Origin of the sequence: Burkholderia sp. RF2-non_BP3 (genome assembly GCF_001522185.1) — a bacterium.
In the GTDB taxonomy this organism is placed as follows: domain Bacteria; phylum Pseudomonadota; class Gammaproteobacteria; order Burkholderiales; family Burkholderiaceae; genus Burkholderia; species Burkholderia diffusa.
In genome coordinates, this window is sequence record NZ_LOSU01000057.1 from 74,430 (window position 1) to 86,607 (window position 12,178).

At 67.8% G+C, this 12,178-nt stretch carries 14 protein-coding genes and 1 riboswitch; of the genes, 13 read left to right on the plus strand and 1 reads right to left on the minus strand.

Translation table 11 applies throughout. The features are described from left to right. Positions 1-4 precede the first annotated feature (4 nt). The gene (locus WS45_RS27105; protein WP_059535620.1) at positions 5-1,774 is read right to left on the minus strand and encodes an ABC transporter ATP-binding protein/permease; all 1,770 of its coding nucleotides are present in this window, start codon (positions 1,772-1,774) and stop codon (positions 5-7) included. A 267-nt stretch (positions 1,775-2,041) separates the two neighbouring features. Then, positions 2,042-2,165: riboswitch (TPP riboswitch) on the plus strand. Between the two features lie 234 nt (positions 2,166-2,399). Here WS45_RS27105 and WS45_RS27110 point away from each other — a divergent pair. From WS45_RS27110 to WS45_RS27170, 13 genes are all read left to right on the plus strand, one after another. Continuing rightward, positions 2,400-3,536, plus strand: a complete 1,137-nt coding sequence (locus tag WS45_RS27110; RefSeq protein ID WP_059702568.1) for an FAD-dependent oxidoreductase — start codon at positions 2,400-2,402, stop codon at positions 3,534-3,536. Between the two features lie 32 nt (positions 3,537-3,568). Beyond that, positions 3,569-3,766, plus strand: a complete 198-nt coding sequence (gene thiS / locus WS45_RS27115) for a sulfur carrier protein ThiS (RefSeq protein ID WP_014898319.1) — start codon at positions 3,569-3,571, stop codon at positions 3,764-3,766. A gap of 39 nt (positions 3,767-3,805) precedes the next feature. Further along, positions 3,806-4,621: a thiazole synthase gene (locus tag WS45_RS27120; RefSeq protein ID WP_039322226.1), complete on the plus strand. Its 816-nt coding sequence runs from the start codon at positions 3,806-3,808 to the stop codon at positions 4,619-4,621. Next, positions 4,618-5,742, plus strand: coding sequence for a thiamine phosphate synthase (gene thiE, locus WS45_RS32750; protein ID WP_063896562.1), 1,125 nt, complete (start codon positions 4,618-4,620; stop codon positions 5,740-5,742). The genes WS45_RS27120 and thiE overlap by 4 nt, the downstream gene beginning before the upstream one ends. Positions 5,743-5,826: 84 nt before the next feature. Then, complete coding sequence (locus WS45_RS27130; RefSeq protein WP_059535623.1) at positions 5,827-6,648, plus strand: ABC transporter ATP-binding protein; 822 nt, start codon at positions 5,827-5,829, stop codon at positions 6,646-6,648. Continuing rightward, positions 6,645-7,412 (plus strand): lipid asymmetry maintenance ABC transporter permease subunit MlaE, encoded by a 768-nt coding sequence (gene mlaE, locus WS45_RS27135; RefSeq protein ID WP_059535625.1) that lies wholly within the window; start codon positions 6,645-6,647, stop codon positions 7,410-7,412. The genes WS45_RS27130 and mlaE overlap by 4 nt, the downstream gene beginning before the upstream one ends. 24 nt (positions 7,413-7,436) lie before the next feature. After that, positions 7,437-7,997, plus strand: a complete 561-nt coding sequence (mlaD, locus tag WS45_RS27140) for an outer membrane lipid asymmetry maintenance protein MlaD (protein ID WP_059702570.1) — start codon at positions 7,437-7,439, stop codon at positions 7,995-7,997. A gap of 32 nt (positions 7,998-8,029) precedes the next feature. Continuing rightward, positions 8,030-8,995, plus strand: coding sequence for an MlaA family lipoprotein (locus WS45_RS27145; protein WP_059535678.1), 966 nt, complete (start codon positions 8,030-8,032; stop codon positions 8,993-8,995). A gap of 110 nt (positions 8,996-9,105) precedes the next feature. Then, positions 9,106-9,735, plus strand: coding sequence for an MlaC/ttg2D family ABC transporter substrate-binding protein (locus WS45_RS27150; protein ID WP_059535680.1), 630 nt, complete (start codon positions 9,106-9,108; stop codon positions 9,733-9,735). Further along, complete coding sequence (locus tag WS45_RS27155) at positions 9,732-10,007, plus strand: STAS domain-containing protein (RefSeq protein ID WP_059535629.1); 276 nt, start codon at positions 9,732-9,734, stop codon at positions 10,005-10,007. Before WS45_RS27150 ends, WS45_RS27155 begins: the two co-directional genes overlap by 4 nt. Before the next feature lie 192 nt (positions 10,008-10,199). Next, positions 10,200-11,126, plus strand: a complete 927-nt coding sequence (locus tag WS45_RS27160) for an ABC transporter ATP-binding protein (protein ID WP_059535631.1) — start codon at positions 10,200-10,202, stop codon at positions 11,124-11,126. After that, positions 11,123-11,878 carry an ABC transporter permease gene (locus WS45_RS27165; protein WP_059535633.1) on the plus strand — a complete coding sequence of 252 codons (756 nt, stop codon included), beginning with the start codon at positions 11,123-11,125 and terminating at the stop codon, positions 11,876-11,878. The genes WS45_RS27160 and WS45_RS27165 overlap by 4 nt, the downstream gene beginning before the upstream one ends. Positions 11,879-11,928: 50 nt before the next feature. Next, positions 11,929-12,168 carry a BolA family protein gene (locus WS45_RS27170; protein ID WP_006477131.1) on the plus strand — a complete coding sequence of 80 codons (240 nt, stop codon included), beginning with the start codon at positions 11,929-11,931 and terminating at the stop codon, positions 12,166-12,168. The last annotated feature ends 10 nt before the right edge of the window (positions 12,169-12,178 follow it).

Below are 12,178 nucleotides of genomic sequence, written 5' to 3' on the forward strand. Positions count from 1 at the left end.
TCGGTTACGCGGCGACCTTGTCGCTGTCGTTCACGCGTTCGACGTTGATCGTGCCGACGTGGAACGCGGCCAGCGATTCGCGATGCGCGATGCTGACAATCGCGGCTTTCGGCAGCCGTTCGGCGAGCAGGTGATAGAGCCGCGCTTCGTTGTCGGCGTCGAGCGCGCTCGTCGCTTCGTCGAGGAACAGGAAGTCGGGCTTGTGCAGCAGCACGCGCGCGCCGGCCAGACGCTGCTGTTCGCCCGGCGACAGCACGCGCGTCCAGTGGCCGGTTTCGTCGAGGCGGCCGACGTAGTCTTCCAGCCGGCACGCGCGCAGCGCGTCGCGGCACGCGTCGTCGGTGAACGCGTCGGGCGCGGCCGGATAGGTGAGCGCGGCCTTCAGCGTGCCGATCGGCAAATAGCTGGTTTGCGGCACGAACATCATCCGCGCGCCGACCGGCGCGTCGATCGCCCCGTCGCCGAACGGCCACAGGCCCGCGAGCGCGCGCATGAACGTGCTCTTGCCGGAACCCGACTTGCCGACCACGAGCCAGCGCGAGCCGGGCTCGATCGTCACGTTGCCGATGTTCGCGAGCGCGTTGCCGTTCGGCAGCGCGAGCTTCAGCGACGAAGTCGACAGCTTCGCGGCATCGACGTAGTGCAGGTTGATGCCGCCGTGCTCGGTCGCGGGCGACAGGCTTTCCTTCAGGTGTGACGTGCCCATCACGCGCTTGAATTCACGCAGACGGTTGACGGTCGCGCGCCATTCGACGAGGGTCGAGTAACTGTTGATGAACCACGAGAACGAATCGCTGACGGTGCCGAACGCGGACGCAATCTGCATCAGCACGCCGAACGAGAATGCGCCCGCGAAATAGCGCGGCGCCGCGACGACGAGCGGAAAGATGATCGCGATCTGACTGTAGAAGGCCGTGACGAACGTGAGGCGCTTCGTGTACTTCATCACGCGCCACCAGTTGTCGCGAATGCGCGTGAACAGCGTCTGCGCGGTGCCGATCTCGGTTTTCTCGCCGTCGTAGAACGCGATCTGCTCGGCGTTCTCGCGCACGCGGATCAAGCCGAAGCGGAAGTCCGCCTCGACGCGCTGTTGCTGATAGTTGATCGACACGAGCGGGTGGCCGACCTTCTGGATGATCAGCGAGCCGACCACCGCATACAGCGCGGCCGCCCAAACCATGTACCCGGGAATCGCGACAGGCGTCGCGCCGAGCGTGATCGTCAGCGCGCCCGCGAGCGACCACAGGATCGTGATGAACGACACGAGCGTGACGACCGTCGACAGCAGGTCGAGCGACAACGTGAGCGTGGCCGTCGCGAACGACTGGAGATCGTCGGTGATCCGCTGGTCGGGGTTGTCGGCGAGGCGGTCGCGCTCGATCCGATAGAACGCGCGATCGCCGAGCCATTGGCCGAGGAAGCGGTCGGTGAGCCACTGGCGCCAGCGGAACCCGAGCATCTGGCGCAGATAGCGGCCGTAGACGGCGAGGATGATGAATGCGAACGCGAATGCCGAGAACTGCATCAGCAGACCGGGGAAGTCTTGAACGTTCTTCGACTGCAGCGCGTTGTAGAACCCCACGTTCCACTTGTTCAGCTTGACGTTGATCCAGACCACGCAGAGATTGATCGCGATGATCGTGACCAGCAGCCCCCACGCGATTTTCCATTCGGACGACACCCAGTAGGGCTTGATGAGGCTCCACGCGGATACCGGGCGCTCGTCCTGCGGCGCGTCGGAGGCGGAGCGGACGGGATCGATCGATTGGGTCATGTGCTTCCTGATGAGTAGCCGGCGCGTGCCGGGCGGAGCCGGACGCGCGCCGCGATACGGTATGCCGGGACGGAGTGCCGACTGACGGCGGGCGTCCGGATGGTGACCCGCGCGTCTTAAACGGCACTTAAGGCCGGCGGTGACGCGGCAACCGGCCGCTCGCGCGGCCGGCCTGCGGGCATTGTGCCAGAGCGGCGCGACGCGACGGCGAATTTGCCGCAAGGGGGACAGTTTGCGGCGCTTTCCGCTTTTATGGTCTAATGGCCGACGACGAAACAGGGGTGCTTCGAGCGCGGCCGACGGACAGTTCCGGGCGACGCGGCGAGGCTGAGAAAGACCCTTCGCACCCGATCCGGGTAATACCGGCGAGGGAAGTTTCTGATCCCGCCGGGCCGCGCTGGCTGCCATCCCACATGGTCAGCGCCCGAGTCCCGCCCGGCCGGCCTTTGCTGCCGGTTTCGTCCTTTTGGGTACGCGCGTTGCGCGTTACGGAAGGAATGATGACCGCTCAATCTTCAGTCTTTTGCGCTGTTCCCGATCCGCTGTCGCGTGCGTCCGCACGGGACGGTGCGCGCGCGTCGACGCTCGTCGCACGCGCCCGCGCGGTTCGCGAGGAGGGCGCGCGATGAACCTCCACGTTTCCCGGCCCGATTTCGCGGTACTCGGCGGCGGCCTCGTCGGCCGTCTGATCGCGTGGCGGCTTGCGGGCGACGGGCATCGCGTCGCGCTGTACGAGCGCGGCGGCCCGGACGGCGAGCAGTCGGCCGCGTGGATCGCGGCCGCGATGCTCGCGCCGCTCGCCGAGGCGGCGAGCGCCGAACTGCTGATCACCGAGCTCGGCGCGGCATCGCTCGCGCGCTGGCCGCAATGGCTCCCGGAACTGCCCGAACCTGTGTTCTTCCAGCAGCACGGCACGCTCGTCGTCTGGCATCAGGCGGATCGCGCCGAGGCGCCGCTGTTCGAGCGGCGCGTGCGCGCGAACGCGCCGGCCGAGCTGTTCGACGGTGGCTTCGTCGCGCTGGCCGGCGCGCAGGTCGACGCGGCCGAGCCCGCGCTCGCGGGGCGCTTCGCGCGCGGCCTGATGCTGCCGCGCGAGGGGCAGCTCGACAACCGGCAGGCGCTGCGCGCACTCGCGGCGGGCCTCGCGCAACGCGGCGTCGAGCTGCACTGGCACGCGACGATCGACGACGCGAACCGGCCCGACGCGCATTTCACGATCGATTGCCGCGGGCTCGGCGCGAAATCCGCGCTGCCCGCGCTGCGCGGCATCCGCGGCGAAGTCGCGCGCGTGCACGCGCCGGGCATCGGGCTCACGCGGCCCGTGCGGCTGCTGCATCCGCGCTATCCGCTGTACATCGCGCCGAAACAGGACGACCTGTACGTGATCGGCGCGACCGAAGTGGAGGGCGAGGACATGTCGCCCGTCAGCGTGCGCTCGGCGCTCGAACTGCTGAGCGCGGCGTTTTCCGTGCACCCGGCGTTCGGCGAGGCGCGCATCCTCGAACTGAACGCGCAATGCCGCCCGACGTTGCCCGATCACCGCCCGGCGGTGATCTGGGACGGCGCGACGACGCTGGCCGTCAACGGCCTGTACCGGCACGGCTTCATGATCGCGCCGGAAGTCGCGCACGCGGCGGTCGCGTTCGCGCAAGCGGCGCTCGGCGGCGCATTCGCCGATGCCGACGCGTTCGCCGCGTGGCGCGATGCCGCGCGCTGGCCGACGCTCCTTCATCACCGCGACGACGCGCGCCAGCCGGCCTGACGCGCGCCGCCGACCGAATTCGATCAAGCCTCATGGATATCCAGATCAACCAACAGACGCTGACGCTGCCCGACGGCGCGACGGTGGCCGACGCGCTCGCCGCGTACGGCGCGCGTCCGCCGTACGCGGTCGCGCTGAACGGCAATTTCGTCGCGCGCACGCAGCATGCGGCGCGCGCGCTCGCGACGGGCGACAAGCTCGACGTGGTGCACCCCGTCGCGGGCGGCTGAGCGCCACCGGTTCGCCCTCCGCTCTTCCAGGAAAACGACATGACGTCCCTCACTTCCGCCGACGCGCTGACGCTGTACGGCGAAACCTTCGCAAGCCGCGTGCTGCTCGGCACGTCGCGCTACCCGTCGCTGCAGTCGCTGTCCGATTCGATTGCCGCGTCGCGCCCCGGGATGGTGACGGTCGCGCTGCGCCGCCAGATGACCGGCGGCACCGCCGAGGCCGGCTTCTTCGATCTGCTCAAGCGTCACGCGGTGCCGCTGTTGCCGAACACGGCGGGCTGCCAGACCGTCGCCGAAGCGGTGACGACCGCGCACATGGCGCGCGAGGTCTTCGATACCGACTGGATCAAGCTCGAGCTGATCGGCGACGACTACACGCTGCAGCCCGATCCGGTCGGGCTGATCGAGGCGGCCGCGCAACTGGTCAAGGACGGCTTCAAGGTGCTGCCGTACTGCACCGAGGATCTCGTGATCGGCCGGCGTCTGCTCGACGTCGGTTGCGAGGCGCTGATGCCGTGGGGCGCGCCGATCGGCACGGGCAAGGGCGTCGTGAATCCGTACGGGCTGCGCGTGCTGCGCGAGCGGCTGCCGGACGTGCCACTGATCGTCGACGCCGGGCTCGGCGTGCCGTCGCACGCGTGCCAGGTGATGGAGTGGGGCTTCGACGGCGTGCTGCTGAACACGGCCGTGTCGCAGGCCACGCATCCGGAAATCATGGCGCGTGCGTTCGCGCAAGGCGTCGAGGCCGGCCGTGCGGCCTATCTCGCCGGGCCGATGGATGCGCGCGAGACTGCGCACGCGAGCACGCCGGTCGTCGGGATGCCGTTCTGGCACCAGGACGGGGGCGGCGCATGAGCGTGCGCTTCGCCGATGCATTCTGGCCGCCGGCCGACGAGCTGGCCGAAGCGGCCGAGCGGATTCGCGCCCGCCTGGGCGACTGGCCGACCGGCACGACGCCGTGGCGGCTGTGCGTCGCGGCGCCCGACGTGCCGGCCGACGGCGACGTGCTGATCGTGTCGGCCGGCGATCGTGCCGCGCAGGCGCGCGCGTCGGCTGCGTCGCGCCCCGCGTCGCCGGACGCGGTCGCGATCGAGTTCGACGAACACGGCGCGGTGCTGCATGCCGCGGGCGTGCGCCACGCGCTGGAAGCCGCGCATCCGCTCGCCGACGACTGGATCGCGGCGCTCGCGGCGTTCCTCGATTGCGGCTTCGCGCCGATCGACGCGCTGGTGCTCGCGCTCGCGTGGCGCGACGGCGACGAAGCGCGCGGGGCCGATGCGTGGCCGGTCGATGCCGCGCGGTTCCCGCGCGTCGCCGGCCTGGCCTCGGCACCCGAGCCCGCATTCCCGCCGTGCCCCGCGCAACTTGGCCTTTATCCGGTCGTCCCCGACGCCGAATGGGTCGAACGCGTGCTCGAGTGCGGCGTGCGAACCGTGCAACTGCGCGTGAAAGGCGCGGATCCGGACGCGTTGCGCCGGGAAGTCGCACGGGCGGTCGCGGCGGGGCGCCGTTATCCCGATGCGCGCGTGTTCATCAACGATCACTGGCAGATCGCGATAGAAGAGGGCGCGTACGGCGTACATCTGGGTCAGGAGGACCTGGAAACGGCCGATCTGGCCGCGATCGCGCGCGCCGACCTGCGGCTCGGGCTGTCGAGTCACGGTTATTACGAGATGTTGCGCGCGTTGCACGAGCGCCCGAGTTATCTGGCGCTCGGCCCCGTGTACGCGACCGCGACCAAGGCGGTCGCGGCGCCGCCGCAAGGCCTCGCGCGGATTGCCCGCTATGCGCGCTTCGCGGGCGCGCGGGCGCCGCTCGTCGCGATCGGCGGCGTGGGGCTCGACGCGTTGCCGGACGTGCTGGCGACGGGCGTCGGCAGCGTCGCGGTGGTCAGCGCGGTCACGGGCGCAGACGATTATCGGGCGGCGATTGTTGCGTTGCAGCAATGTTTTGCCCGACAATTTGACAATCATTGACCGCGGGGCTCGGAACGGCGTCACGACATCATTCCAATGCAGGCCCTATAATTCGGCGTTCTGCGTAAAAGGACTGTCAGCTCCGTGAGCCCCACTCCTACCGAGACACTGCTGGAACTTCGCGACGTCGACTTTGGCTACGGCGACCGCCTCGTCCTGTCGAACCTGAACATGCGCTTCGGGCGCGGCCAGGTCGTCGCCGTCATGGGCGGGTCGGGTTGCGGCAAGACGACCGTGCTGCGCCTGATCGGCGGCCTGGTGCGCGCACGCCGCGGCCAGGTGCTGTTCGACGGCGCCGACGTCGGCGCGCAGACGCGCGACGGCCTGTACGCGCTGCGCCGCAAGATGGGCATGCTGTTCCAGTTCGGCGCGCTGTTCACCGACATGTCGGTGTTCGAGAACGTCGCGTTCGCGCTGCGCGAACACACCGACCTGCCCGAAGACCTGATCCGCGACCTGGTGCTGATGAAGCTCAATGCGGTCGGCCTGCGCGGCGCGCGCGACCTGATGCCGTCCGAGGTGTCCGGCGGGATGGCGCGCCGCATCGCGCTTGCGCGCGCGATCGCGCTCGACCCGCAGCTCATCATGTACGACGAACCGTTCGCGGGCCTCGATCCGATCTCGCTCGGCATCACGGCGAACCTGATCCGCACGCTGAACGAGGCGCTCGGCGCAACGTCGATCCTCGTCACGCACGACGTGCCGGAATCGTTCGCGATCGCCGACTACGTGTATTTTCTGGCCAATGGCGGCGTGCTCGCGCAGGGCACGCCCGACGAGCTGCGCGCGTCGACCGACCCGAGCGTGCGCCAGTTCATCGACGGCGCGCCGGACGGCCCGTTCAAATTTCATTACACGAGCCCGCCGCTGGCTGCGGATTTCGGGCTCGGCGGAGGGCGCGCATGATCAGCGCGATCGGACGTTACGTCATCGGCGGCCTCGAGCGCGCGGGCTACGGCACGCGGCTGTTCGTGCGCCTCGTGCTGGAATTCTTCCCGCTGCTGCGCCGGCCGCGGCTGGTCACGAAGCAGATCCACTTCCTCGGCAACTATTCGTTCGTGATCATTGCCGTGTCGGGCCTGTTCGTCGGCTTCGTGCTCGGCCTGCAGGGCTATTACACGCTGAATCGCTACGGGTCCGAGCAGGCGCTCGGCCTGCTGGTCGCGCTGTCGCTGGTGCGCGAGCTCGGCCCGGTCGTGACCGCGCTGCTGTTCGCGGGCCGCGCGGGCACGTCGCTCACGGCCGAGATCGGCCTGATGAAGGCCGGCGAGCAGCTCACCGCGCTCGAGATGATGGCCGTCGATCCGCTCAAGACGGTGATCGCACCGCGCCTGTGGGCCGGCATCATCGCGATGCCGCTGCTCACCGCGATCTTCAACGCCGTCGGCGTGCTCGGCGGTTATTTCGTCGGGGTCGTGCTGATCGGCGTCGATCCGGGCGCGTTCTGGTCACAGATGCAGGGCGGGGTCGAGGTGTGGGCCGACGTCGGCAACGGCGTGATCAAGAGCATCGTGTTCGGGTTCGCCGTGACCTTCATTGCACTGTTTCAGGGGTATGAAGCGAAGCCCACGCCCGAGGGCGTGTCGCGCGCGACGACCAAGACGGTCGTGTTCGCGTCGCTCGCCGTACTCGGCCTCGATTTCCTGCTGACCGCGCTGATGTTCAGCTAAGCCTCAGCCAAGCCAAATTTTGGGATGACGATGAAAAAGACTGCTCTCGACTTCTGGGTCGGCCTGTTCGTGGTGGTGGGCTTCCTTGCGGTGCTGTTCCTGGCGCTCAAGGTCGGCAACATGAGCTCGCTGTCGTTTCAGCCGACCTACTCGGTGAGGATGAAATTCGACAACATCGGCGGGCTGAAGCCGCGCGCCGCCGTGAAGAGCTCGGGCGTCGTGGTCGGCCGCGTGAAGTCGATCGCCTTCGACACCAACACCTACCAGGCGCTGGTGACGATCGATATCGACGGCCAGTATCCGTTCCCGAAGGATTCGTCGGCGAAGATCCTGACGTCGGGCCTGCTCGGCGAGCAGTACATCGGCCTCGATCCGGGCGGCGACACCGAAATGCTGAAGGCGGGCGATACGATCACGATGACGCAGTCGGCGATCGTGCTCGAGAACCTGATCGGCCAGTTCCTGTACAGCAAGGCAGCCGACGCGGGTGGCGCGAAGCCGGCATCGGGGGCCGCGGCCGCGGAGGCCGCACCCGCGCCGGTCGCGGTGCCGGCCTCCGCGGTGTCCGGTTCGACCGCCCAATAACCACACGAGAGAAAGACAAGAGGGTAATGACCATGCAGACGATCCGCATCAGGCACGCCGCGCTCGCGGTGGCGGCAGTCGCCGCGTTGAGCGGTTGCGCGACCGTGCAGACGCCGACCAAGGGCGATCCGCTCGAAGGCTTCAACCGGTCGATGTACAAGTTCAACGACACGGTCGACACGTACGCGCTGAAACCGGTCGCGAAGGGCTACCAGTACGTGGTGCCGCAGCCGGTGCGCGACAGCGTGACGAACTTCTTCTCGAACATCGGCGACGTCTACATCGCCGCGAACAACATCGTGCAGTTGCGAATCGCGGACGGCGTCGGCGACATCATGCGCGTCGTGATCAACACGGTGTTCGGCGTCGGCGGCCTGTTCGACGTCGCGACGATCGCGAAACTGCCGAAGCACACGGCCGACTTCGGGATCACGATGGGCCGCTACGGCATGCCGTCGGGCCCGTATCTCGTGCTGCCGCTGCTCGGCCCGAGCACGCTGCGCGACACGGCAGGCCTCGGCGTCGACTACGTGGGCAATCCGCTCACCTACGTGAAGCCGGACAGCCTGAGCTGGGGCCTGTTCGGCGTGAACCTCGTCAACACGCGTGCGAACCTGCTCGGCGCGGGCGACGTGCTGGATGCCGCGGCGCTCGACAAGTATTCGTTCGTGCGCAACGCGTACCTGCAGCGCCGCCAGATGCTGATCGACAACGCGCGCGGCGAGGCCTCGACGGCGTCGAGCAACGACGCGCTGCCGAAGTACGACCTGCCGGACGACGGCGCGGCACCGGCGGCAGCCGGCGCGGCGGGAACGGCGGGTGCGGCCGCGGTCGGCGGCGCGACGGCGCCGGCCGGCGCATCGGGCGCGGCCGTCGCCGCACCGGCGTCGGGCGGTGCCGAAGCACCGAACCCGGCCAGCGCGACGAACGTGCCGGCAATGCAGATGACGCCGCCCGCTCCGGGCGGGATTCGTTTCCCGAGCATCAAGCTGCACTGACCCATTTACATTCGTTACAGCCGGAAACGATTGAGTCGGTGGCGCACGCGAACTTGCGCGTAAGCTACCGGCTCCAACCTACGCATCGACTCTTCATGCAGGTCACTATGATGAAAAAACTGTTCCTGATCCCCGTTTTCGCGGCGCTGTTCTCGTTCGGCAGCGCAGCCCACGCGCAAGTCGACCAGTCGAACCCGCAGGCGCTGATCAAGACGGCGACGCAGCAGGTCCTCGACGAGGTCAAGCAGCAGACGATCAAGCAGGGCGACACCAACCGCATCATTACGATCGTCAACAAGGACATCCTGCCGTACACCGATTTCCGCCGCACCACGCAGCTCGCGATGGGTCGCAACTGGCGTACGGCATCGGCCGAGCAGCAGCAACAGGTTCAGGAGCAGTTCAAGCTGCTGCTGATCCGCACGTATTCGGGCGCGCTCGCGCAGCTGAAGCCGGACCAGCAGATCCAGTACCCGCCGTTCCGCGCCGATCCGGCCGACACCGACGTGGTCGTGAAGACGGTCGCGATGAACAACGGCCAGCCGGTGCAGATCGACTATCGCCTGTACAAGTCGGCGAATGGCTGGAAGGTGTATGACCTGAACGTGCTCGGCGCGTGGCTGATCCAGACGTACCAGCAGCAGTTCAACGAGAAGATCCAGCAAAGCGGCGTGGACGGCCTGATCCAGTTCCTGACGCAGCGCAACCAGCAACTTGCCGCCGGCAAGCAGGCGTCGTGAGCGCCTTCGAAGCAGGCTCTTCGCTGACCGTCGCGAGCGCGAAGTCCGCGCTCGCGGACGGTCTTGCGCGCATCGGCGCCGGCGCGACCGCCGTCGATTGCGCGGCGCTGACGCAGTTCGACTCGTCCGCGCTCGCCGTGCTGCTCGCATGGCAACGTGCCGCCAAAGCGCGCGGCGCGACCCTCGACCTCCTCAATCTCCCGCAGAAGCTCGCCAGCCTCGCGCGCGCCTACGGCGTCGACGCGCTCATCGACGGCACCGGGCGACATTGACCCTGTCCGACCGAAGCCTGCCGCGCCAGCCGGCGCGCGCACGCTTCAGGCCGCGCGCCGCCTGCGCCGGCCCCACCAGCCGGTTTGCCCTATAATCAAGCGTTTTGCGGGGCAGCCAATCGGCGTCCGGCCCCCATTTTCTTTCGCAGCAAGCACAGAATAGGCGTCGCGGCCCTTGCGCCGCGCACAGTCATGTCAGCCATAGAAATCCGTCACGTCAAGAAGCGCTACAAATCGCTTCAGGCGCTCAAGGGCGTCAGCCTGTCGGTCGAGGAAGGCGAGTTTTTCGGTCTGCTCGGCCCGAACGGCGCAGGCAAGACCACGCTCATCAGTATCCTCGCCGGGCTTGCCCGGGCCGATGAAGGCAGTATCTCGGTGCGCGGCCACGACGTCGTCAAGGACTTCCGCGATGCGCGCCGTGCGCTCGGCGTCGTGCCGCAGGAACTCGTGTTCGACCCGTTCTTCACCGTCCGCGAGACGCTGCGGATCCAGTCCGGCTATTTCGGGCTGCGCCACAACGACGACTGGATCGACGAAGTGATGGCCAATCTCGACCTCACCGAGAAGGCCGACGCGAACATGCGCGCGCTGTCGGGCGGGATGAAGCGCCGCGTGCTGGTCGCGCAGGCGCTCGTGCACCGGCCGCCCGTGATCGTGCTCGACGAGCCGACCGCCGGCGTCGACGTCGAACTGCGCCAGACGCTGTGGCAGTTCATCTCGCGGCTGAACCGCGAGGGCCACACGATCGTCCTGACCACCCATTACCTGGAAGAAGCCGAGTCGCTGTGCGACCGCATCGCGATGCTGCGTCGCGGTGAAGTCGTCGCGCTCGATCGCACCGACGCGCTGCTGCGCCGCTTCGCGGGCCTGCAGCTGTACCTGCGGTTCTCGACCGGCGCGCTGCCCGCCGAGCTGCGCGGGCTGGAGACCGATCCGGCCGCGCGCGCGCCGGGCGAGCATCTGCTGCGCCTCACGAGCTACGACGATGTCGAGCGCATCCTTGCGCAGTGTCGCGCGGCCGGCTGCACGTTCGACGAGATCGAGGTCCGCAAGGCCGACCTCGAGGATGTGTTCGTCCAGGTGATGAACGGGGCCGAGGTCATCGAGGGTCTGGCATGAGCGGTTTTCAAACGCTGTTCTACAAGGAACTCCTGCGCTTCTGGAAAGTGTCGTTCCAGACGGTGTGCGCGCCGATCGTGACGGCGCTGCTGTACCTGACGATCTTCGGCCATGCGCTGTCGGGCCGCGTCGAGGTGTATCCGGGCGTCGAGTACGTGAGCTTTCTCGTGCCGGGCCTCGTGATGATGAGCGTGCTGCAGAACGCGTTCGCGAACAGCTCGTCGTCGCTGATCCAGTCGAAGATCACCGGCAACCTCGTGTTCGTGCTGCTGCCGCCGTTGTCCTACAGGGACATCTTCGGCGCGTACGTCCTTGCGTCCGTCGTGCGCGGGCTCGCGGTCGGCACGGGCGTGTTCGTCGTGACGATCTGGTTTATCCCGATGCATTTCGCGGCGCCGTTGTTCATCATCGCGTTCGCGCTGCTCGGCTCGGCGATCCTCGGCACGCTCGGGCTGATCGCCGGCATCTGGGCCGAGAAGTTCGACCAGCTCGCCGCGTTTCAGAACTTCCTGATCATGCCGCTGACGTTCCTGTCCGGCGTGTTCTATTCGACGCACTCGCTGCCGCCCGTGTGGCGCGAGATCTCGCGTCTCAACCCGTTTTTCTACATGATCGACGGCTTCCGTTACGGGTTCTTCGGCGCGTCCGACATCAACCCGCTCACGAGCCTCGCGATCGTCACCGGTTTCTTCGTGCTGCTCGCGATGTTCGCGATGCGGCTGCTCGCGACCGGCTACAAACTGCGTCATTGATATCGACGGCGGCGGCCGCCGCGGGCGGCGCGCGCCGACAGGAGCCCCTCATGTTGCCGACTCCCGAACAGGTCAAGCAATACATCGCCGGCGGTCTCGCCTGCACTCATCTGGAAGTCGAAGGCGACGGCCAGCATTTCTTCGCGACGATCGTGTCGGCGGCCTTCGAAGGCAAGCGGCCGATCCAGCGGCACCAGCTCGTTTATGCGGCGCTCGGCGATCGCATGAAGCAGGAAATTCACGCGCTCAGCATGAAGACGCTGACGCCCGCCGAATGGCAGAACGCATAACCGGAACCAC